At 67.9% G+C, this 22,054-nt stretch carries 18 protein-coding genes; 16 read left to right on the forward strand and 2 right to left on the reverse strand.

The window, feature by feature from the left end:
* Positions 1–11: 11 nt before the first annotated feature.
* The 8 genes from rplK (at position 12) to CACI_RS04545 (ending at position 12,485) form a co-directional block, all read left to right on the forward strand.
* Positions 12–446: a 50S ribosomal protein L11 gene (gene rplK / locus CACI_RS04510; protein WP_012785138.1), complete on the forward strand. Its 435-nt coding sequence runs from the start codon at positions 12–14 to the stop codon at positions 444–446.
* A gap of 155 nt (positions 447–601) precedes the next feature.
* A complete protein-coding gene (gene rplA, locus CACI_RS04515; RefSeq protein ID WP_012785139.1) occupies positions 602–1,315 on the forward strand; it encodes a 50S ribosomal protein L1 in 714 nt (237 codons plus the stop codon).
* A 126-nt stretch (positions 1,316–1,441) separates the two neighbouring features.
* Positions 1,442–2,224 carry a MerR family transcriptional regulator gene (locus CACI_RS04520; protein ID WP_012785140.1) on the forward strand — a complete coding sequence of 261 codons (783 nt, stop codon included), beginning with the start codon at positions 1,442–1,444 and terminating at the stop codon, positions 2,222–2,224.
* Between the two features lie 118 nt (positions 2,225–2,342).
* On the forward strand, positions 2,343–3,326 hold the full coding sequence (locus CACI_RS04525; protein WP_223297457.1) for a hypothetical protein: 984 nt from the start codon (positions 2,343–2,345) through the stop codon (positions 3,324–3,326).
* Between the two features lie 216 nt (positions 3,327–3,542).
* Positions 3,543–4,067, forward strand: coding sequence for a 50S ribosomal protein L10 (gene rplJ / locus CACI_RS04530; RefSeq protein WP_012785142.1), 525 nt, complete (start codon positions 3,543–3,545; stop codon positions 4,065–4,067).
* Positions 4,068–4,119: 52 nt separating this feature from the next.
* The gene (gene rplL, locus CACI_RS04535) at positions 4,120–4,503 is read left to right on the forward strand and encodes a 50S ribosomal protein L7/L12 (protein ID WP_012785143.1); all 384 of its coding nucleotides are present in this window, start codon (positions 4,120–4,122) and stop codon (positions 4,501–4,503) included.
* Between the two features lie 594 nt (positions 4,504–5,097).
* Positions 5,098–8,574, forward strand: coding sequence for a DNA-directed RNA polymerase subunit beta (rpoB, locus tag CACI_RS04540; protein ID WP_012785144.1), 3,477 nt, complete (start codon positions 5,098–5,100; stop codon positions 8,572–8,574).
* Between the two features lie 32 nt (positions 8,575–8,606).
* Positions 8,607–12,485: a DNA-directed RNA polymerase subunit beta' gene (locus CACI_RS04545; RefSeq protein ID WP_012785145.1), complete on the forward strand. Its 3,879-nt coding sequence runs from the start codon at positions 8,607–8,609 to the stop codon at positions 12,483–12,485.
* 148 nt (positions 12,486–12,633) lie between these two features.
* Here the strand turns inward: CACI_RS04545 and CACI_RS04550 are convergent, their stop codons facing one another.
* Positions 12,634–12,987, reverse strand: a complete 354-nt coding sequence (locus tag CACI_RS04550; protein WP_012785146.1) for a hypothetical protein — start codon at positions 12,985–12,987, stop codon at positions 12,634–12,636.
* A 106-nt stretch (positions 12,988–13,093) separates the two neighbouring features.
* On the opposite strand from CACI_RS04550, the gene CACI_RS04555 reads away from it, so the two are divergent.
* From CACI_RS04555 to CACI_RS04585, 7 genes are all read left to right on the forward strand, one after another.
* Positions 13,094–13,507, forward strand: a complete 414-nt coding sequence (locus CACI_RS04555) for a hypothetical protein (protein ID WP_012785147.1) — start codon at positions 13,094–13,096, stop codon at positions 13,505–13,507.
* A gap of 547 nt (positions 13,508–14,054) precedes the next feature.
* On the forward strand, positions 14,055–14,429 hold the full coding sequence (gene rpsL / locus CACI_RS04560) for a 30S ribosomal protein S12 (RefSeq protein WP_012785148.1): 375 nt from the start codon (positions 14,055–14,057) through the stop codon (positions 14,427–14,429).
* Positions 14,429–14,899 carry a 30S ribosomal protein S7 gene (gene rpsG, locus CACI_RS04565; protein WP_012785149.1) on the forward strand — a complete coding sequence of 157 codons (471 nt, stop codon included), beginning with the start codon at positions 14,429–14,431 and terminating at the stop codon, positions 14,897–14,899. The genes rpsL and rpsG overlap by 1 nt, the downstream gene beginning before the upstream one ends.
* A 36-nt stretch (positions 14,900–14,935) precedes the next feature.
* Positions 14,936–17,053 (forward strand): elongation factor G, encoded by a 2,118-nt coding sequence (gene fusA / locus CACI_RS04570; protein ID WP_012785150.1) that lies wholly within the window; start codon positions 14,936–14,938, stop codon positions 17,051–17,053.
* Positions 17,054–17,141: 88 nt separating this feature from the next.
* Positions 17,142–18,335 (forward strand): elongation factor Tu, encoded by a 1,194-nt coding sequence (gene tuf / locus CACI_RS04575; protein ID WP_012785151.1) that lies wholly within the window; start codon positions 17,142–17,144, stop codon positions 18,333–18,335.
* A gap of 199 nt (positions 18,336–18,534) precedes the next feature.
* Positions 18,535–18,774: a hypothetical protein gene (locus CACI_RS04580; protein ID WP_012785152.1), complete on the forward strand. Its 240-nt coding sequence runs from the start codon at positions 18,535–18,537 to the stop codon at positions 18,772–18,774.
* Entirely contained in the window at positions 18,767–19,390 is a 624-nt protein-coding gene (locus CACI_RS04585; protein WP_012785153.1) for a PIN domain-containing protein, read from the forward strand. Before CACI_RS04580 ends, CACI_RS04585 begins: the two co-directional genes overlap by 8 nt.
* A gap of 42 nt (positions 19,391–19,432) precedes the next feature.
* On the opposite strand, the gene CACI_RS04590 is transcribed toward CACI_RS04585, so the two are convergent.
* Complete coding sequence (locus CACI_RS04590; protein ID WP_012785154.1) at positions 19,433–19,618, reverse strand: type II toxin-antitoxin system prevent-host-death family antitoxin; 186 nt, start codon at positions 19,616–19,618, stop codon at positions 19,433–19,435.
* A gap of 148 nt (positions 19,619–19,766) precedes the next feature.
* Between CACI_RS04590 and CACI_RS04595 the strand changes: the two genes are divergently transcribed.
* Positions 19,767–21,041 carry an FAD-dependent monooxygenase gene (locus tag CACI_RS04595; RefSeq protein ID WP_012785155.1) on the forward strand — a complete coding sequence of 425 codons (1,275 nt, stop codon included), beginning with the start codon at positions 19,767–19,769 and terminating at the stop codon, positions 21,039–21,041.
* Positions 21,042–22,054: the final 1,013 nt, after the last annotated feature.

Below are 22,054 nucleotides of genomic sequence, written 5' to 3' on the forward strand. Positions count from 1 at the left end.
CGAGTACGGGAATGCCTCCCAAGAAGAAGCTCACCGCGGTCATCAAGCTGCAGATCAAGGCCGGTCTGGCGAACCCGGCTCCGCCCGTCGGCCCGGCGCTGGGCCAGCACGGCGTGAACATCATGGAGTTCTGCAAGCAGTACAACGCGGCCACCGAGTCGCAGCGCGGCCAGGTCGTCCCGGTCGAGATCTCGGTGTTCGAGGACCGCTCCTTCACCTTCATCACCAAGACCCCGCCGGCGGCGAAGCTGATCCTGAAGGCCGCGGGCATCGAGAAGGGGTCGGGCGTCCCGCAGAAGGACAAGGTCGCGACCCTCTCGCAGGCCCAGGTCCGGGAGATCGCCGAGACCAAGATGCCGGACCTGAACGCCAACGACGTCGAGGCCGCGATGAAGATCATCGCCGGCACCGCGCGCTCCATGGGCGTCATCGTCGCCGACAGCTGAGCCTTTCGCCCGGTCGCTCGCGTGACCGGGCGGATCAGCAGTACCGGTGTGATTAGTACGACCAGCAGTTTCAGCAGCACCAGCAGGACAGCACCAGTGGCAGAGCCGCGCGCGGCTCGCGAAGACCACACCTCACCAGCTCAAGGAGAGCAGCCATGAAGCGCAGCAAGGGTTACCGCAACGCCGCGGCGAAGATCGACGCCGACGAGCTCTACACGCCGGTGGCGGCCATCCGCCTGGCCAAGGAGACCTCGGTCACCAAGTTCGACAGCTCCGTCGAGGTCTCGATGCGCCTGGGCATCGACCCCCGCAAGGCCGACCAGATGGTCCGCTCCACGATCGTGCTCCCGCACGGCACCGGCAAGACCGCCCGCGTGCTGGTCTTCGCCCAGGGCGACAAGGCCGAGGCCGCGCGCGAGGCCGGCGCCGACATCGTGGGCTCCGACGAGCTGATCGACGAGGTCGCCAAGGGCCGCCTGGACTTCGACGCGGTCGTGGCCACCCCCGACCTGATGGGCAAGGTCGGCCGCCTGGGCCGGGTCCTCGGCCCGCGCTCGCTGATGCCGAACCCGAAGACCGGCACCGTCACCGCCGACGTGGCCAAGGCCGTCAACGACATCAAGGGCGGCAAGATCGAGTTCCGCGCCGACCGCCACTCGAACCTGAACTTCATCATCGGCAAGGTCTCCTTCTCCGAGCAGCAGCTCGCGGAGAACTACGCCGCCGCCCTGGAGGAAGTCCTCCGCGTGAAGCCGAGCGCCGCCAAGGGCCGCTACCTGAAGAAGATCACCTTCGCCACCACGATGGGCCCCGGCATCCAGGTCGACGCCAACCGCGTCCGCAACGTCGCCGCCGACGACGAGGCGTGAGCCCAGGCGGCCCAGGCGCCTAGGCGCCTATAGCTAGTACTTCCAAGAGACGCCCGGCTGGATTTTCCAGCCGGGCGTCTCTGCGTTGTTTGACATTGTCGCGACGTCAAGGTTTCTCCTTGAACCATGCGCATCGGAGAACTCGCCGCCATCGCCGGCGTCACCACCCGCACGGTGCGGTACTACCACCGCGTCGGCCTCCTGCCCGAACCCGACCGCAGGCTCAACGGCTATCGCGAGTACGGCATGCGCGACGCGGTGACGTTGGTGCGGGTACGGCGCCTGGTCGAACTGGGCCTGAGCCTGGACGAGGTCCGCGACGCGCTCGACGACGACGCGGGCAAGTCCCTGACCGAGATCCTGACGGAGCTCGACGCGGACCTGGCCCGCCAGGAGACGGCGATCCGAAAGCGCCGTGCTGCGCTGGCTGAGTTGCTGGAGCGGACCAGCTCTGGCGCGGGTCTCGGCGCGGAGGGACCGGTCTCGGCGGAGCTGGCGGCACTGTTCGCCGAGATGGCTCAGGCAGGCGCGGATCGCGCGGGACCGGAGCCGGCTGCGGCGGGCAAGGACCGGGAGCTGCTCGCGATGCTCGAGGCGAGCACGGGCCCGGGCCACGCCGAGTGGTTCTCGGCACTGACCGGAGCGCTCAGCGGCGATCCAGGGGCAATGGCCCGCGCCTACGAGGTCTACGCCAGATTCGACGACCTCGCCGAGGCGGACACGGACGACCCCCGCATCCCGGAACTGGCAGCGGCCATGGCGAACACCATGCCGGAGGGACCCACATATGCCGCGGTCCCAAGCGACGACGGAACGTTCGCCGAGGCATTCTTCGCCGACTTCCCGCCCGCACAGGCGGAGGTCCTACGCCGGGCAGCCGAGCTGCTGCGAGAGCGAGGCCGGTCGTGAGCGGAGGGCTGCTGCGCGAGAGCGGCGCCGATGGAGTCCGGACCGCGCCGGATGACCAGGCTGATGCGACAGTGACGCCGGCCATGGCTAGTGAGCTGCTGCGGGAGCGAGGCGGATCGTGAGCGGTGAGCTGCTGCGCGAGAGCGGTGCTGATCGCGATGAGGCTGCGCTGGATTGCCAGGCTGCTGCGAGAGCGAGGCCGGTCATGAGCGGCGAGCTGCTGCGCGAGAGCGGTGCCGATCGAGATCGGACCGTGCCGGATGACCCGGCTGCTGCGCGAGCGAGGCCGACCATGACCAGGCTGCGCCGCATCGTCCGCTGGAGCCTCCTCATCCTGCTGGTGGGCCGTTTGATCCTGGCGGTGCTTCTGGTGTCAGGCGTGGCGGTTCCGGCGCTCGTCCTGCGTGCGATGGAGGCATCGATCGTCGTCTCGGTGGCGGCGTTCGTGCCGTTCTTCGTCGGCGATGGCAAGTTTCCGCCGGCACTTCGCCGCCTGATCGTCCATGAAGCCCTGCTTTTCACCTCCTGCGTCCGCTGGATCAGCCGGCGCGGGCCGCAAGGTGTCCGTGAGGGCGACCTGGTCGTCCGCTACGCCGCCGCGCAAGCCTTCGTCGTCGCGGCCCTCCTCTTCGCCTCGGTCGTGGAGACGGTTGCCCTCGCGCTGGTCATCCCGTGGCCTGCCGTCAAGAATGTCGTCCTGGTCATCGACCTCTGGGGCGTCTACTTCGTCATCGCGCTCCAGATCTCCTGCGTCGTCCGACCCCACATCGTCCGTGCCGACGGCTCACTGGCGCTGCGATATGGCGTGCTCACCGAGATCGTCGTTCCCGCCTCACAGATAGCGCGCGTTAGGGTCGAGAACCGGCTCGACCGCGGCGGTCCCGTGAAGCTGAATCCAGACGGCTCGCTCGACATGGGCATCGGCGGCCAGACGACCGTCACCGTCGAGCTGAGCGACTCAGTGCCCTTCGTCCGCCCCTTGGGCAAGTGTGGCCAGGCGCGGCTGCTGCGCTTCTACGCGGACAGTCCCGCGGCCGCTGTCGCCGGGCTGGCTCGCGGCGTCGGTGGCGAGGGGTCAGAAGCACCCCATACCGCGTGCTAATCTTGACGCAGCCGAAGACCGCTGGTCGCTGCTCCGAGCCGAACGGCCCGGACCAGTCGAAGGCCTCCGTACGTGGAGCGACCCGCCGAGGCGCGATTGTGAAGCAGTTGCCGTCCCTGGGACGGGGTTCCGACTTGTGACGCCCGCGCTGACGCGCCGGGCGTTTTTTCTTGTGCGGGGCCCTAGTCGGCTCTGACACCCCGGAAGGAGGCCCGTATGGCGAGGCCTGACAAGGCGGCTGCGGTCGCCGAGATCGCGGATCACTTCCGCGGCTCGAACGCCGCCGTGCTGACCGAGTACCGCGGGCTCACTGTCGCGCAGCTGAAGGAGCTTCGGCGCGCGCTCGGTGCGACCACGGACTACGCCGTGGTGAAGAACACGCTGACCAAGGTCGCCGCACAGGAGGCCGGTATTGACGGCCTCGACGTCGCGGCCCTGAAGGGTCCCTCGGCCATCGCCTTCATCAAGGGCGACCCGGTCGAGGCGGCCAAGGGTCTTCGTGACTTCGCCAAGGCGAACCCCCTTCTGGTGATCAAGGGCGGGGTGATGGAGGGCAAGACCCTCACCCCGGCCGACATCACCAAGCTCGCGGACCTTGAGTCCCGCGAGGTTCTGCTGGCCAAGGCGGCCGGCGCGATGAAGGCGTCGCTCGCCAACGCGGCGGCGCTCTTCCAGGCTCCTTTGGCCAAGGCCGTCCGCACCGTGGACGCCCTGTCGGCCAAGAAGTCCGCCGACGCCTGATAGGCACCCGGCAAAACCTAGCTAGAACTCACTTAGAGAAAGGACGCCTATCATGGCGAAGCTCAGCAACGACGAGCTGCTCGAGGCTTTCAAGGAGATGACGCTGATCGAGCTCTCCGAGTTCGTGAAGCAGTTCGAGGACGTCTTCGACGTCAAGGCGGCCGCCCCGGTCGCCGTCGCCGGCCCGGCCGGCCCGGCCGCGACCGCCGAGGCGGCCGTGGAGCAGGACGAGTTCGACGTCATCCTCGAGGGTGCCGGCGAGAAGAAGATCCAGGTCATCAAGGTCGTGCGCGAGCTGACCTCGCTGGGTCTGAAGGAGGCCAAGGACCTCGTCGACGGCGCTCCGAAGCCGGTGCTGGAGAAGGCCACCAAGGAGGCCGCCGAGAAGGCCAAGGCGTCTCTGGAAGAGGCCGGCGCTTCGGTGACCGTCAAGTAGTTCCCTCTGCTGAGGAACCTGCTTACCAGGACCCCCGGGTTTGTCCCGGGGGTCCTTGGCGTTCCCCGCGTGACCAGTGTGATCACAGTGCCCGGCACGCCCGCGTGCACACCGATCCCCGGACGCCTCTTGACGTCGGCCCAGCTACGCGGGATTCTGCGGTACGTCAGCTATATACAGAGCGCCTCTTCCGGCCGGGCAGCGCGAGGCAGCGGCTCGGAAGAAAAAAGGTGCGAAGGACGGACGGGCACCCCGTGTCGGCAGCGACAACTGTCGGGGATCGGCGCTAGTCTGTCCGTCTGTTGCCCGACGCGTCGGACCCCCCGAAACGGGGGTTGGCCGACCCGCGTCAGGCCCAGTGAGGCACGGGCTGGACAGGCGTGGCCGAGATGGCTACACTGTTCGTTTGCGCTGCCTTTCTGCATGCCTCATTGCGTCAACGGCCTCGCGAAACCTCATCCGACCCTCGGCGACCGTGCCCATAACACGCCGCCGACCTGGGGTTTCGTCGAATCCGTCGCCGGGTAGGGATACAGGTTCAACCGGTAGCGCCAAGGACAGCCATGTCCAGTCCGAGCCCCGGAAGGACCCCTCTTGGCCGCCTCGCGCACCGCCCAGAACATCACCAAGAACGCCGCCCGCCGCATCTCCTTCGCGAAGATCAAAGAGCCCCTCGAGGTTCCGAACCTGCTCGCGCTGCAGACGGAGTCCTTCGACTGGCTCGTCGGCAACGCGACCTGGAAGGGTCGCGTCTCCGAGCAGCAGGCCGCCGGCCTCGACGTGCCCACCACCTCCGGTCTGGAGGAGATCTTCGAGGAGATCTCCCCGATCGAGGACTTCCAGGGCACCATGTCGCTGACGTTCCGCGACCACCGCTTCGAGCCCGCGAAGTACTCGATCGACGAGTGCAAGGACCGCGATTTCACCTACGCCGCCCCGCTGTTCGTGACCGCCGAGTTCACGAACAACGAGACCGGCGAGATCAAGAGCCAGACCGTGTTCATGGGCGACTTCCCGCTCATGACCAACAAGGGCACCTTCATCATCAACGGCACCGAGCGTGTCGTGGTGACCCAGCTGGTGCGCTCCCCGGGTCTGTACTTCTCGCAGGACATCGACAAGACCTCCGACAAGGACGTCTTCAACGCCAAGATCATCCCCAGCCGGGGTGCCTGGCTGGAGTTCGAGATCGACAAGCGCGACATGGTGGGCGTGCGCGTCGACCGCAAGCGCAAGCAGCACGTCACCGTGCTCCTGAAGGCTCTGGGCTGGGACGATGCCCGGATCCTGGAGGAGTTCGGGGAGTACGAGTCCATGCGCCAGACGCTGGAGAAGGACCACACCGCCGGCCAGGACGAGGCGCTGCTGGACATCTACCGCAAGCTGCGCCCGGGCGAGCCGCCGACGCGCGAGGCGGCCCAGACCCTGCTGGACAACCTGTACTTCAACCCCAAGCGCTACGACCTGGCCAAGGTCGGCCGCTACAAGATCGACAAGAAGCTGGGGCAGGCCAGCGGCATCGACAACACGGTGCTCACCGAGGACGACATCGTCAACGCGATCAAGTTCCTGGTCAAGCTGCACGCCGGCGAGACCGAGATGGACCCGCAGGCCGAGGGCATGCCGATGGTCGTCGTCGAGGAGGACGACATCGACCACTTCGGCAACCGCCGCCTGCGCAGCGTCGGCGAGCTGATCCAGAACCAGGTCCGCACCGGTCTGGCCCGCATGGAGCGGGTCGTGCGCGAGCGCATGACCACCCAGGACGTGGAGGCCATCACCCCGCAGACGCTGATCAACATCCGGCCGGTCGTGGCCTCCATCAAGGAGTTCTTCGGCACCAGCCAGCTCTCGCAGTTCATGGACCAGACCAACCCGCTGTCCGGGCTGACGCACAAGCGCCGCCTGAACGCGCTGGGTCCCGGCGGTCTGTCCCGGGAGCGGGCCGGCTTCGAGGTGCGCGACGTGCACCCCTCGCACTACGGCCGCATGTGCCCGATCGAGACCCCGGAAGGCCCGAACATCGGCCTGATCGGCTCGCTGGCCTCCTACGGCCGGATCAACGCCTTCGGCTTCATCGAGACCCCCTACCGCAAGGTCGAGGACGGCCGGGTCACCGACCACATCGACTACCTCACCGCGGACGAGGAGGACCGGTACGTCGTGGCCCAGGCCAACGCCCCGGTCCGGGACGACGGCTCCTACACCGACGAGCGCGTGCTGTGCCGCCGCAAGGGCGGCGAGATCGAGATGATGGCTCCGGCCGACATCGACTACATGGACGTCTCCCCGCGCCAGATGGTGTCGGTGGCGACCGCGATGATCCCGTTCCTGGAGCACGACGACGCCAACCGGGCCCTGATGGGCGCGAACATGATGCGCCAGGCCGTGCCGCTGCTGCAGTCGGACTCCCCGTACGTGGGAACCGGCATGGAGTACCGCTGCGCGGTCGACGCCGCCGACGTGGTCACCGCCGACAAGGGCGGCGTGGTCACCGAGGTCTCCGCCGACCTGGTCACCGTCGCCAACGACGACGCGACCACCAGCGTGTACCGGATCGCCAAGTTCCGCCGCTCCAACCAGGGCACCTCCTTCAACCAGAAGGTGGTCGTCGCCGAGGGCGAGCGGGTGGAGGTCGGCTCGGTGCTGGCCGACGGCCCGTGCACCCAGGACGGCGAGATGGCCCTGGGCAAGAACCTGCTCGTGGCGTTCATGCCGTGGGAGGGCCACAACTACGAGGACGCGATCATCTTGTCGCAGCGCCTCGTGCAGGACGACGTCCTGTCCTCGATCCACATCGAGGAGCACGAGGTCGACGCCCGGGACACCAAGCTGGGCCCGGAGGAGATCACCCGGGACATCCCGAACGTCTCCGAGGAGGTCCTGGCCGACCTCGACGAGCGCGGCATCATCCGCATCGGCGCGGACGTCGTCCCCGGCGACATCCTGGTCGGCAAGGTCACGCCCAAGGGCGAGACCGAGCTCACCCCCGAGGAGCGGCTGCTGCGCGCGATCTTCGGCGAGAAGGCCCGCGAAGTCCGCGACACCTCGCTGAAGGTGCCGCACGGCGAGCAGGGCAAGATCATCGGCGTCCGCATCTTCGACCGCGACAGCGGCGACGAGCTGCCGCCGGGCGTCAACCAGCTGGTCCGGGTGTACGTGGCGCAGAAGCGCAAGATCACCCACGGCGACAAGCTGGCCGGCCGGCACGGCAACAAGGGCGTCATCGCCAAGATCCTCCCGGTGGAGGACATGCCGTTCCTGGAGGACGGCACCCCGGTCGACATCGTGCTGAACCCGCTGGGCGTGCCCAGCCGCATGAACCCCGGCCAGGTGCTGGAGACCCACCTCGGGTGGATCGCCGCCACCGGCTGGGACGTCGGGGAGGGCAACGCCGAGTGGCAGGAGCGCCTGCGCTCCATCGGCGCGGACTCGGCCGCACCGAAGACCAAGGTCGCGACCCCGGTCTTCGACGGCGCCCGCGAGGACGAGATCACCGGTCTGCTGGGGAACACCCTGAAGACCCGCGACGGGGTCCGGCTGGTGGACAGCACCGGCAAGGCCCGGATGTTCGACGGCCGCTCCGGCGAGCCGTTCCCGTACCCGATCTCGGTCGGCTACATGTACATCCTGAAGCTGCACCACCTGGTGGACGACAAGCTGCACGCGCGCAGCACCGGCCCGTACTCGATGATCACGCAGCAGCCGCTGGGCGGTAAGGCCCAGTTCGGCGGCCAGCGGTTCGGCGAGATGGAGGTGTGGGCCCTGGAGGCCTACGGCGCCGCGTACGCGCTGCAGGAACTGCTCACCATCAAGTCCGACGACGTGCTCGGCCGCGTGAAGGTCTACGAGGCCATCGTCAAGGGCGACAACATCCCCGAGCCCGGTATCCCGGAGTCGTTCAAGGTGTTGATCAAGGAAATGCAGTCGCTGTGCCTCAACGTGGAGGTCCTCAGCAAGGACGGCACCATGATCGAGCTCCGCGACACCGACGAGGACGTGTTCCGCGCGGCCGAGGAACTCGGCATCGACCTGAGCCGGCGTGAGCCGTCCAGTGTCGAAGAGGTCTGATCGAACGAGTCATCGAGGAGGATAGAAACCACATGCTTGACGTCAATTTCTTCGACGAGCTCCGTATCGGTCTGGCGACTGCCGACGACATCCGCACCTGGTCCTACGGCGAGGTGAAGAAGCCGGAGACCATCAACTACCGCACCCTGAAGCCGGAGAAGGACGGGCTCTTCTGCGAGAAGATCTTCGGCCCGACCCGGGACTGGGAGTGCTACTGCGGCAAGTACAAGCGCGTGCGCTTCAAGGGCATCATCTGTGAGCGCTGCGGCGTCGAGGTGACCCGCGCCAAGGTGCGCCGCGAGCGGATGGGCCACATCGAGCTGGCCGCGCCGGTGACCCACATCTGGTACTTCAAGGGTGTGCCGTCCCGGCTGGGCTACCTGCTGGACCTGGCGCCGAAGGACCTGGAGAAGGTCATCTACTTCGCCGCCTACATGATCACCGAGGTCGACGACGAGCGGCGCACCCGCGACCTGCCCTCGCTGGAGGCCAAGGTCTCCGTCGAGCGCCAGCAGGTCGAGAACCGGCGCGACGCCGACGTCGAGGCCCGGCAGAAGAAGCTGGAAGAGGACCTCGCGGCCCTGGAGGCCGAGGGTGCCAAGGCCGACCAGCGCCGCAAGGTCCGCGAGGGCGGCGAGCGGGAGATGAAGCAGCTGCGCGACCGCGCGCAGCGCGAGATCGACCGTCTCGACGAGGTCTGGAACCGGTTCAAGTCGCTGAAGGTCCAGGACCTCGAGGGCGATGAGATCCTGTACCGCGAGATGCGGGACCGCTACGGCACCTACTTCTCCGGCTCGATGGGCGCCGCCGCGCTGCAGAAGCGGCTGGAGACCTTCGACCTGGACGCCGAGGCGGAGTCGCTGCGCGACACCATCCGCAACGGCAAGGGCCAGAAGAAGACCCGCGCCCTGAAGCGGCTGAAGGTCGTCGAGGCCTTCCGCGCGACCAACAACTCGCCCTCGGGCATGGTGTTGGACTGCGTGCCGGTCATCCCGCCGGACCTGCGTCCGATGGTGCAGCTGGACGGCGGCCGCTTCGCGACCTCCGACCTGAACGACCTGTACCGCCGGGTGATCAACCGGAACAACCGCCTCAAGCGCCTGCTCGACCTCGGCGCGCCCGAGATTATCGTGAACAACGAGAAGCGGATGCTGCAGGAGGCCGTGGACTCGCTGTTCGACAACGGCCGCCGCGGCCGTCCGGTCACCGGGCCGGGCAACCGTCCGCTGAAGTCGCTGTCCGACATGCTCAAGGGCAAGCAGGGCCGGTTCCGTCAGAACCTGCTCGGCAAGCGCGTGGACTACTCGGCGCGTTCGGTCATCGTCGTCGGCCCGCAGCTCAAGCTGCACCAGTGCGGTCTGCCCAAGCAGATGGCGCTGGAGCTGTTCAAGCCCTTCGTCATGAAGCGGCTGGTGGACCTGAACCACGCGCAGAACATCAAGTCCGCCAAGCGGATGGTGGAGCGCGCGCGGCCGGTCGTGTGGGACGTGCTGGAGGAGGTCATCGGGGAGCACCCGGTGCTGCTCAACCGCGCCCCCACGCTGCACCGTCTGGGCATCCAGGCCTTCGAGCCGCAGCTGGTCGAGGGCAAGGCGATCCAGATCCACCCGCTGGTCTGCACCGCGTTCAACGCGGACTTCGACGGCGACCAGATGGCGGTGCACCTGCCGCTGTCCGCCGAGGCGCAGGCCGAGGCGCGCGTGCTGATGCTGTCCTCGAACAACATCCTGTCCCCGGCGCACGGCCGGCCGATCACCTCTCCGACGCAGGACATGGTCCTGGGCATCTTCTTCCTCACGATGGACCGTGACGGGATGAAGGGCGAGGGCCGGGCGTTCGGCTCGATCTCGGAGGCCATGATGGCCTTCGACAACCGCGAGCTGGACCTGCAGGCGCCGATCGAGCTGCGGATCTCCGAGGCGGTGCCGCCGCGCGGCTGGGTGGCGCCGGAGGGCTGGGAGACCGGCCAGCCGTTCCGCCTGAAGACCTCGCTGGGCCGGGCGCTGTTCAACGAGCTGCTGCCGCTGGACTACCCGTACGAGAACCGCGAGGTGGCCAAGAAGCAGCTCTCGGCGATCGTCAACGACCTGGCCGAGCGCTACCCGAAGGTGACCGTCGCGGCGACCCTGGACAACCTGAAGTCCTCGGGCTTCTACTGGGCGACCCGCTCCGGCGTCACGGTGTCCGTCGAGGACATCGTCGTGCCGCCGAAGAAGGGCGAGATCCTCGAGGGCTACGAGGCCCAGGCCGCCAAGATCCAAAAGCAGTACGAGCGCGGTCTGGTCACCAAGGAAGAGCGCAACCAGGAACTCATCTCCATCTGGACCAAGGCCACCAACGAGGTGGCCGACGCGATGCAGGCGAACTTCTCGAAGACGAACCCGATCTTCATGATGGTCGACTCCGGAGCGCGCGGTAACTTCATGCAGATGCGGCAGATCGCCGGTATGCGCGGACTGGTCTCGAACGCCAAGAACGAGACCATCCCGCGTCCCATCAAGGCGTCCTTCCGCGAGGGCCTGTCGGTCGTGGAGTACTTCATCTCCACGCACGGCGCCCGCAAGGGTCTGGCGGACACCGCGCTGCGCACCGCCGACTCCGGGTACCTCACCCGGCGTCTGGTGGACGTCTCGCAGGACGTGATCATCCGTGAGGAGGACTGCGGGACCGAGCGCGGCATCGTGATGCCGATCGCTTCCCGCGGCGCCGACGGCCGGCTGATCAAGGACGAGAACGTCGAGAACTCCGTCTACGCGCGCAACACCGCGGAGAAGGTCGTCGTCGAGAAGAAGACGATCCTGGACGCCGGCGTGGACCTCGGCGACGTGGCGATCGACAAGCTGGTCGAGGCCGGGGTCGCGGAGGTCAAGGTCCGCTCGGTCCTGACCTGCCAGTCCAAGGTCGGAACCTGCGCGATGTGCTACGGCCGCTCGCTGGCCACCGGCAAGCTCGTGGACGTCGGCGAGGCGGTGGGCATCATCGCCGCGCAGTCGATCGGCGAGCCCGGCACCCAGCTGACCATGCGCACCTTCCACACCGGCGGTGTGGCCGGCGACGACATCACGCAGGGTCTGCCGCGTGTCATCGAGCTGTTCGAGGCCCGCACGCCCAAGGGCGTGGCGCCGATCGCCGAGGCGGCCGGCCGGGTCCGGATCGAGGACACCGACAAGACCCGCAAGATCGTCATCGCCCCCGACGACCCGTCGGTGGAGGAGGTCGCCTACCCGGTCAGCAAGCGCACCATGCTGCTGGTCGCGGACGACCAGCACGTCGAGGTCGGGCAGGAGCTCACCAAGGGCACCGTCAACCCGCACGACGTGCTGCGCATCCTCGGCCAGCGCCAGGTGCAGATCCACCTGGTGGCCGAGGTCCAGAAGGTGTACCGCAGCCAGGGCGTGCCGATCCACGACAAGCACATCGAGATCATCGTCCGGCAGATGCTGCGCCGGGTGACGATCATCGAGGCCGGGGACGCCGAACTGCTCCCGGGCGAGCTGGTCGAGTTCGGCCGCTTCGAGACCGAGAACCGCAGGGTGCTGTCCGAGGGCGGGCAGGCGGCCTCGGGCCGTCCGCAGCTGATGGGCATCACCAAGGCCTCGCTGGCCACGGACTCCTGGCTGTCGGCCGCCTCCTTCCAGGAGACGACCCGCGTCCTGACCGACGCCGCGATCAACGGCAAGTCCGACTCGCTGCTCGGCCTGAAGGAGAACGTGATCATCGGCAAGCTGATCCCCGCCGGGACCGGCATGCCGCGCTACCGCAACATCAAGGTCGAGCCGACCGAAGAGGCGAAGGCCCAGATGTACACGCTGGTGGGCTACGACGACGACTACTCGTCGTACAGCTTCGGCAGCGGCTCCGGCCAGGCGGTTCCGCTGGAGGAGTACGACTTCGGCGGCTACAGCGGCTGAGGTCCGGTGCGCTGAGCCCGTGCGGTACGCGGGCTCCTAGCACGGCAGATCGCTGAGAGGGCGGTCGCTTCCCTTCCGGGGGAGCGGCCGCCCTTTCGGCGTGTCGTGCGGCGGTGCGGCGGTGCGGTCAGGCGAGGCCACAGTGCGGTCAAGCGAATCCGCGGTGCGTCCACCCGCCGAACATTCCGTGTTCCTGCTGCTTGGCCCGGACAGCGGACACCAGGCTGAACGCGGACAGCGCGGGATCGCCGCGCAGTTCCTCGAGCCGCCGGCGCAGGACCTCCTCGGTCGAGGCGGAGTCGGAGGACTCCAGCGCCCCGGAGTCCCGCAGCTCTGTCAGGACCCGATCGAGATGCCGCTCCAGCTTCCGTGCCGGCCGGTCGACCAACTGGGCCACATGGGACAGCGGCAGACCCTCGCGGTAGCGGAAGACCAGAGCCGCGCGCGAGGTGAGGGCCAGCGCGCTGAACTGCTTCTGGAAGACTTCTTGCTCTGTCATCATTTCCCCGTCCTAAGGACCTATACAGTCCTTAGATGCGCGAGACGTGGTTCAGGTTCCTGATGGGTACGCTGAATGTGTCGCCTGTGACCGGGAAAGCGGAGTGCCGATGAACGACCAGCCCGAGGTCGGACGTCCCAACTACAGTGCCGCGGGCAGCCGGGCCTCGGCCAGTCCGGTGCCGCGCCAGGGCGGCGGCTACCCGCCGGAGCAGGGCGCGCGGCTGGACCTGCGCGCGGTGGCCGCGATGGCCGCCGCGGCGCTGGCGTGGTCGTCGTGGACGCCGTTCTACACCCTGCCGATAGTCGTGGCGCTGGTCGCCGCGGTCTTGGCGGCGCGCTGGGGCGCGCGGGCCAAGCGGAACATACTGGCTTCGGAGGGAAGACTGACCGGAGCCGGGCTCGCGGACATGGCGCGGCTGCTGGGGACGGTGGATCTGGCGATCCTGGCCTACCTGATCTTCCACTACTACTTCATCGCGCACGCCGGGGTGAAGGGCGTCCTCACCCTGTTGCTCACGTGACCGGAGGAGCCCGCTGAGGCCCGGGAATACCTCCCGTGTCCCTGCCGTTGACCCCAATGCCGCCAGAAGCAGCCCATGGCCGTTAATGGGGGACGCGACACTGTCCGGCATGCGAGAATGGGCAGGTTCGTCGGCAGGGCGGACCGTGGTGGGCCCAGCAGCCGGACCAGCTGCCTTGATGGCGGCTCGAGCCGGTGCTAAGGTCCCTCCCTCCGTTTTGACCTCACCGGCATGCCCTGGGTAGGCTCATCGCCGTGCCAGGGGTGTCCCCCCGGCTACTCCTGCCTGCGCACCGTCCGGTGGCGTCGGCGCCAAGCGCTTCGCCATCTCCGTCGGAGACAGCAGGGGTCTGTTGGGTCTGCTTCGACACGCCCGACCTCGTGGACCGGACGTCCAGGGTGATACCCGGACAGCACGGACGCGCGGCCGCAGGGCGTGCGCGATGAGTGGATGAGCAGGAACTCGAAGCGAAACCGAGAGGTAGTAGCACTCCGCGACCGGGGTCGCCCACGCGGAGCCGTAGAAGGAAAGGGAAGGCCAGCACCTAGTGCCTACCATTCAGCAGTTGGTCCGCAAGGGCCGGCAGGACAAGGTTGTGAAGAGCAACACTCCTGCGCTCAAGGGGTCCCCGCAGCGCCGCGGCGTCTGCACCCGCGTGTACACCACCACGCCCAAGAAGCCGAACTCGGCTCTGCGCAAGGTGGCCCGTGTGAAGCTGTCCTCCGGCATCGAGGTCACGGCGTACATCCCGGGCGTCGGCCACAACCTGCAGGAGCACTCGATCGTGCTCGTGCGCGGCGGCCGTGTGAAGGACCTGCCGGGCGTTCGGTACAAGATCGTCCGCGGCTCGCTCGACACCCAGGGCGTCAAGAACCGCAAGCAGGCCCGCAGCCGCTACGGCGCCAAGAAGGAGAAGAGCTAATGCCTCGCAAGGGTCCTGCCCCGAAGCACCCGGTCGTCATCGACCCGGTCTACAACTCCCCGCTGGTGACCTCGCTGGTGAACAAGGTCCTGCTGGACGGCAAGCGCTCCACCGCCGAGCGCATCGTCTACGGCGCCCTGGAGGGCTGCCGGGAGAAGACCGGCACCGACCCGGTGATCACGCTCAAGCGTGCCCTGGACAACGTGAAGCCGACCCTGGAAGTCAAGTCCCGCCGCGTCGGCGGTGCGACCTACCAGGTCCCGATCGAGGTCCGCGCCGGCCGCAGCACCACCCTGGCCCTGCGCTGGCTGGTGGGCTACTCCCGGCAGCGCCGCGAGAAGACCATGACCGAGCGCCTGATGAACGAGCTCCTGGACGCCTCCAACGGCCTGGGTGCCTCCGTCAAGCGCCGCGAGGACACGCACAAGATGGCGGACGCGAACAAGGCGTTCGCGCACTACCGCTGGTAACCCCGGTAGCCGAGACCGAGAAAGTAGCTGAGCGAAATGGCCCCCAACGCCGTTGACCTGGCCAAGGTCCGCAACATCGGGATCATGGCCCACATCGACGCGGGCAAGACCACGACGACCGAGCGCATCCTGTACTACACCGGGATGAGCTACAAGATCGGCGAGGTCCACGACGGCGCTGCCACCACCGACTGGATGGAGCAGGAGCAGGAGCGTGGCATCACGATCACCTCCGCGGCCGTCACCTGTCACTGGTCGGTGGACGACGTCGACAACACCATCAACATCATCGACACGCCCGGACACGTCGACTTCACCGTCGAAGTGGAGCGCTCCTTGCGCGTTCTCGACGGCGCGGTCGCGGTGTTCGACGGTGTCGCCGGCGTGGAGCCGCAGTCCGAGACGGTCTGGCGTCAGGCCGACCGTTACGGCGTCCCGCGCATTTGCTTCATCAACAAGCTGGACCGCACCGGCGCGGAGTTCCACCGCTGCGTCGAGATGATCGTCACCCGTCTGCAGGCCACTCCGCTGGTCATGCAGCTGCCGATCGGTGCCGAGGCGGACTTCAAGGGCGTCATCGACCTGGTGAAGATGAAGGCCCTGGTCTGGAGCGCCGAGACCAAGCTGGGCGAGGCCTACGACGAGGTCGACATCCCGGAGACGCACACCGAGGCCGCCGACGAGTGGCGCGGGCGTCTGCTGGAGACCATCGCCGAGGCCGACGACGAGATGATGGAGCTGTACCTGGAGGGCCAGGAGCCCACCACGGAGCAGCTGTTCGCGGCCATCCGCCGCGCCACCCTCGCCGCCAAGCTCAACCCGGTGTTCTGCGGGACCGCGTTCAAGAACAAGGGCGTCCAGCCCCTGCTCGACGCGATCGTGCGCTACCTCCCCTCCCCGCTCGACGTGGAGGCCATCGACGGCCACAAGGTGGGCGACGAGGAGACGGTGCTGCACCGCAAGCCCTCCGACGACGAGCCGATGTCCGCGCTGGCGTTCAAGATCATGAGCGACCCGCACCTGGGCAAGCTCACGTTCGTGCGCGTCTACTCCGGCAAGCTGGAGTCCGGCGGCACGTACCTGAACTCGGTCAAGGGGCGCAAGGAGCGCATCGGCAAGATCTACCGCATGCACGCGAACAAGCGTGAGGAGATCGAGTCGGTGGGCGCCGGCGACATCATCGCCGTCATGGGTCTGAAGGACACCACGACCGGCGAGACGCTGTCGGACACGGCGAACCCGATCATCCTGGAGTCGATGACCTTCCCGGCCCCGGTGATCCACGTCGCGATCGAGCCGAAGACGAAGTCCGACCAGGAGAAGCTGGGTGTCGCCATCCAGCGCCTGGCCGAGGAGGACCCGTCCTTCCAGGTTCGCACCGACGAGGAGACCGGCCAGACCGTCATCTCCGGCATGGGCGAGCTCCACCTGGAGATCCTGGTGGACCGCATGCGCCGCGAGTTCAAGGTCGAGGCGAACGTCGGCAAGCCCCAGGTGGCCTACCGCGAGACGATCCGCCGCGCGGTGCCGAAGGTGGAGTACACGCACAAGAAGCAGACCGGTGGTTCGGGCCAGTACGCCTCCGTCATCATCTCGCTCGAGCCGCTTGCGGACGGCGAGCCGGGTGCCGAGGGCTACGAGTTCGTCAACGCCGTCAGCGGCGGCCGCATCCCCAAGGAGTACATCCCCTCGGTGGACGCCGGCTGCCAGGACGCGATGGAGTTCGGCGTGCTCGCCGGCTTCCCGCTGACCGGCGTCAAGGTGACGCTGCTGGACGGCAAGTACCACGAGGTCGACTCCTCCGAGATGGCCTTCAAGGTCGCCGGTTCCATGGCGTTCAAGGAAGCGGCCCGCAAGGCCGACCCGGCGCTGCTGGAGCCGATGATGGCGGTCGAGGTCACCACGCCCGAGGACTACATGGGCGACGTGATCGGCGACCTGAACTCCCGCCGCGGCCAGATCCAGGCCATGGAGGAGCGGTTCGGCGCCCGGGTCGTCAAGGCCCTGGTTCCGCTGAGCGAGATGTTCGGCTACGTCGGGGACCTGCGGTCCAAGACGTCCGGCCGCGCCTCGTACAGCATGCAGTTCGACTCCTACGCCGAGGTTCCCCGGAACGTGGCGGAAGAGATCGTCAAGAAGGCGCGCGGCGAGTAGCCCAAGCCGGTTCACCTAAACAAATCTGTAGAGCCGCCGGGGGCAGCCATCCCTCGGCGGCACCACAACCGTCCAACAGGAGGACATCGTGGCGAAGGCTAAGTTCGAGCGGACCAAGCCGCACGTCAACATCGGGACCATCGGTCACATCGACCACGGTAAGACGACGCTGACCGCGGCCATCACCAAGGTTCTGCACGACGCTCACCCGGACCTGAACCCGTACACCCCGTTCGACCAGATCGACAAGGCTCCCGAGGAGCGCCAGCGCGGTATCACCATCTCCATCGCGCACGTCGAGTACCAGACCGACGCGCGGCACTACGCGCACGTCGACTGCCCCGGTCACGCGGACTACATCAAGAACATGATCACCGGTGCGGCGCAGATGGACGGCGCCATCCTGGTCGTGGCCGCCACCGACGGCCCGATGCCGCAGACCAAGGAGCACGTGCTCCTGGCCCGCCAGGTCGGCGTGCCCTACATCGTGGTCGCGCTGAACAAGTCGGACATGGTGGACGACGAGGAGATCCTGGAGCTCGTCGAGCTCGAGGTGCGCGAGCTGCTCTCGGAGTACGAGTTCCCGGGCGACGACCTGCCGGTCATCCGCGTCTCGGCGCTCAAGGCCCTCGAGGGCGACCCGGAGTGGTCGGCCAAGCTCCTGGAGCTGATGAAGGCCGTCGACGAGTCCATCCCGCAGCCCGAGCGCGAGATCGACAAGCCGTTCCTGATGCCGATCGAGGACGTCTTCACGATCACCGGCCGCGGCACCGTGGTCACCGGCCGCATCGAGCGCGGTGTGGTCAAGGTCAACGAGACCGTCGACATCGTGGGCATCCGCAACGAGAAGCAGACCACCACGGTCACCGGCGTCGAGATGTTCCGCAAGCTGCTCGACGAGGGCCAGGCCGGTGAGAACGTCGGTCTGCTGCTCCGCGGCATCAAGCGCGACGACGTCGAGCGCGGCCAGGTCGTCATCAAGCCCGGGACGACCACCCCGCACACCGGCTTCGACGCCAACGTCTACATCCTGAGCAAGGACGAGGGCGGCCGCCACACCCCGTTCTTCAACAACTACCGTCCGCAGTTCTACTTCCGGACGACCGACGTGACCGGCGTCGTGACCCTCCCCGAGGGCACCGAGATGGTCATGCCGGGCGACAACACCGAGATGGCCGTCGAGCTGATCCAGCCGATCGCCATGGAGGAGGGCCTCCGGTTCGCCATCCGTGAGGGTGGCCGCACCGTCGGCGCCGGTCGCGTGGTGAAGATCACCAAGTAAGGCCACCGCGGTCCGGCGGACCGCAGAGCAGTACCAGCATCACCCAGCAGTACCCAGCACCAAAGGAAGGCCCTCGGAGCTTCGCGCTCCGGGGGCCTTCCCGCGTCTACTTTCGAGTGAATTTCCTGAACGCCTCACGCTCGCGAGCGGGACAAGGGGTCTTAAATGGATGTAATTCCCCGAATCCCCGGAGGCGCGCGTGAAATACCCCCACCACCCCGGCGAGACCTTCGACGAATGGCTGGTCCGCATCCAGCCGCTCCGCCGAACCGACCTCGCCGCCGGCATCCGCACCGCGGGCATCAGCCCTCTGACCCGCGAGGAACTCGCCGGCTGGCCGACGCTGTTCGCCTCCGACCGCGAGCACGAGGCCTTCCTCGTCTGGCTGCGCGAGGAGCGGCGACTGGGGCGGCGGCAGGGGCGGCGGCACGGTGGGTGAGAGCTTGAGCGGGCTGGCTGCTGCCGCGCAGTCTGGCGCGCGCGAGTTTGGGGAGCGCGGGTCTGGCGGGCGCGAATCTGGGGAGCGCGAGTCTGGTGGAGGGGACCAGGGCTCGCGCGAGTTCTCCGCGCAGGACCTCACTTCGCGCTGGCTGACAGTGGAGCAAGTGCTCGGCAGGCGGATCGGCCAAGCCAGTGCTCTGTCTGCTGTCGAGCCCGCCTTCCCTGCTCTCGACCTCGTCGCCGCCGATACCGCTGTCGCTTCGCGGTGGTTCACTGCGGATCCGGCGCCTGGCAAGCTCGCCGGGCGCACGGTGGTCCTGCCGTTCGTCGCGGTGGCGGAGTTGGCGACCTGGCCCGAGCGGCTGCTTTGGGGTCATTCGCGGACCGAGGACTTGAGCCTGTGGGCTGATCGGCGGCGCATGATCCTCGGCGATGACACGGTCTGCCGTATCTGGGCTCGCATCACCGTCGCTGCGCAGCGTGCCGGGAGTCCGCCGCCTGCGAATGATTCCTGGATCGCCGCCGGCTGTCTCTCCTATGGGCTGCCGCTCGCCACTCAGGACAAGCGACATTACCGGTACTTCGCCGACCGGTATGGCCTGCAGCTGCTTTGAGCTGCTCTGCTCTGCCTTGAGCTGCCCTGCTCTGCTCGATTCTCAGGCCGAGGTGCCGCTCTGGGCCATCAACTTCTCGCATTCCTCGAGCCAGTGCATGTCCACGATCGCGACGACCGGTTCCCCGGCGTCGTCGGTGACGTAGACCGGGTGGCGCGTGATGCGGGCCTCCTCGACCAGGTCGGGGAACAGGGCTCGGGCGTCGTCGAGGGTGTAGGCGGCTTCCATGGCGTGACGGTATGCCGCGGGCCGCCGGGAATCGCGGATCGACACGTTTGGACGGCTGTTTTGTACGAACGTCTTGCACGATCGTCCAAGACGATTGTACAGTCGTCTCAACGCACTCGGCGGGGCAGGGAATCCAAGGGAGCAGGCCATGAACACCACCTCCAGTACTCGCGGCAGCGGCAGCGGCAACGGCAACGTTCGCAGCATCCTGATCTCGGGCGCCGGCATCGCGGGCCCGTCGCTCGCCTACTGGCTGCACCGGCACGGCTTCGCCGCGACCGTGGTCGAGCGCTCGGCGTTCCTGCGGGACAGCGGCGGCGCGGTCGACTTCCGCGGCGAGCAGGTGAAGCTGCTCAAGGCGATGGGGATCTTCGACGCGGTCAAGGCTGCCGAGACCGGGATGGGCGACCAGGTCGTGATCGACCGCGCGGGGGAGCCGGTCATGGCGTTCTCGTCCGCGTTCTTCAGCGGCGAGGTCGAGGTCGAGCGCGGTGACCTGGCGCGCATCCTGTTCGAGGCGACCCGCGAGTACACCGACTACGTCTTCGGCGACTGGATCGTCGGGCTCGACCAGCGTGCGGACGGCGTCGACGTGACGTTCGCCAGCGGCGCCGCCGCCACCTACGACCTGGTGGTCGGCGCGGACGGCCTGCACTCCGGCGTCCGCCGCCTGGCCTTCGGTCCCGAGGAGCAGTACCGCACGGACCTCGGCTGGCTGATCGCCGGCTTCACCGCACCGAACGACCTCGGCCTGGACCACGAGGGCCGCATCTACAACGTCCCCGGCTGCGGCGTGATGGCAGCCAGCGCCCGCGACCGGTCCCGACTCGGCGTCGGCTTCGTCTTCCATGCCCCCGGCCTGCTCTACGACCGCCACGACGTCGCCGCCCAAAAGGACCTCGTCGCCGCCACCTACGCCGACGCCGGCTGGGAGACCCCGAGCCTGCTGCAGGGCATGCGCGAGGCAGACGACCTCTACTTCGACACCCTCAGCCAGATCCACATGGACCGCTGGTCGACCGGCCGCGTCGTCCTCCTCGGCGACGCCGCCTGGTGCGCCGGCCCCGGCGGCAGCGGCACCGGCATGGCGATGATGGGCGCCCACGTCCTAGCCGGCGAACTCGCCGCAGCCACCAACGACCACCCCACCGCCTTCGCCGCCTACGAAAGAACCCTGCGCCCCGCAGCCAAGATCGGCCAGAAGCAAGGCAAGGGCTCCGGCGCCTTCCTCGCACCCATCAACGACAAGAAGATCGCCACCCGCAACAAGGCCTACAAAATGCTGACCCGCAAACTCGTCGCCGGATTCTTCAACTGGCTGACCGCCCGCGCCGCAAACGCGGTGGAGTACAAGGAGTACCCGACGACGGCGGCGACGGCTCCGGCGCTGCCGACCACGCGAGACTCACGCATCGCCGCCTGAAGGTGCCGGAATCAGCACCAGAGGAAGAGACAGAAGCAGAGACAGAGGCCGAGCCATCGGCTGGCAGCACCAGCAACAGCGGTCCGGCAGCACCATCGCCATCGGCCTAACAGCGGCAGCGCCATCGGCCAGCGACAGCATCGCCATCGGATCGGTCGGCGGCAGCAGCACTATCGGTCTGGCAGCATCATCGGCATCGACCCGGCAGCGGCACACAGCTCGGCATCGGATCGGTCGGCAGCAGCAGCATCGGTCCAACAGCAGCAGCGCCATCGGCCAGCGGCAGCATCGCCACCGATCGGTCGGCGGCAGCAGCGCTATCGGTCCGGCAGCATCATCGGCATCGAGCCGGCAGCAGCACACAGCTCGCCATCGGATCGGTCGGCGGCAGCATCGGTCCAACAGCACCATCGCCATCGGATCGGTCGGCGGCAGCACCATCCCTCTGGCTGCATCATCGGCATCGACCCGCCAGCAGCACGCAGCTCGGCATCGGATCGGTTGGCAGCAACAGCACCGGCGTCGGTCCGGCAGCAGCAACAGCGGTCCGGCAGCACCATCGGCATCGGCCCAACAGCAGCAACAACATCTCGCCATCGGATCGGTCGGCAGGGGAGTACCCCAGCCGGCCGATCTTCGCGTCGCCGCCCCGCCGGCCAGCCGACCAATCCGGCATATCCCACCGGGCGTGTCGCCCCCGAGCTGCCGCCGAGCCGCTCCCGATCTTCCCCTCGCGCCGCCGTGACTTCCGCCACCGATTGTCGACTGTGCTCGGCCGGTTCCTGTCGGTGACCAGCGGTGCGGCGCTCGCGGCCGGCCGGCTGTCATGTGCTCCATATCACATCTCAAAATGCTTTCCGGGTATGCCCGCGGCTCGATTTCCCAAAACCCCCAGGCCTGGGCCATACTGTTGAGGTTGCTCGACCGTCCGCGCCCCTTTGCGGGCTGCGCGGGAGCTCCTGGCCGTCTTGGTCGGGGCTTCGTTGCTGGTAGGGCACGTTCTCGCGGAATCC

Origin of the sequence: Catenulispora acidiphila DSM 44928, from assembly GCF_000024025.1 — a bacterium.
In the GTDB taxonomy this organism is placed as follows: Bacteria; Actinomycetota; Actinomycetes; order Streptomycetales; family Catenulisporaceae; genus Catenulispora; species Catenulispora acidiphila.

Coding starts and splice junctions, on each gene's coding strand:
- rplK (WP_012785138.1), top strand. CDS start 12: ATGCCTCCCAAGAAGAAGCTCACCGCGGTCATCAAGCTGCAGATCAAG.
- rplA (WP_012785139.1), top strand. CDS start 602: ATGAAGCGCAGCAAGGGTTACCGCAACGCCGCGGCGAAGATCGACGCC.
- CACI_RS04520 (WP_012785140.1), top strand. CDS start 1,442: ATGCGCATCGGAGAACTCGCCGCCATCGCCGGCGTCACCACCCGCACG.
- rplJ (WP_012785142.1), top strand. CDS start 3,543: ATGGCGAGGCCTGACAAGGCGGCTGCGGTCGCCGAGATCGCGGATCAC.
- rplL (WP_012785143.1), top strand. CDS start 4,120: ATGGCGAAGCTCAGCAACGACGAGCTGCTCGAGGCTTTCAAGGAGATG.
- CACI_RS04545 (WP_012785145.1), top strand. CDS start 8,607: ATGCTTGACGTCAATTTCTTCGACGAGCTCCGTATCGGTCTGGCGACT.
- CACI_RS04550 (WP_012785146.1), bottom strand. CDS start 12,987: ATGATGACAGAGCAAGAAGTCTTCCAGAAGCAGTTCAGCGCGCTGGCC.
- CACI_RS04555 (WP_012785147.1), top strand. CDS start 13,094: ATGAACGACCAGCCCGAGGTCGGACGTCCCAACTACAGTGCCGCGGGC.
- rpsG (WP_012785149.1), top strand. CDS start 14,429: ATGCCTCGCAAGGGTCCTGCCCCGAAGCACCCGGTCGTCATCGACCCG.
- fusA (WP_012785150.1), top strand. CDS start 14,936: ATGGCCCCCAACGCCGTTGACCTGGCCAAGGTCCGCAACATCGGGATC.
- CACI_RS04590 (WP_012785154.1), bottom strand. CDS start 19,618: ATGGAAGCCGCCTACACCCTCGACGACGCCCGAGCCCTGTTCCCCGAC.
- CACI_RS04595 (WP_012785155.1), top strand. CDS start 19,767: ATGAACACCACCTCCAGTACTCGCGGCAGCGGCAGCGGCAACGGCAAC.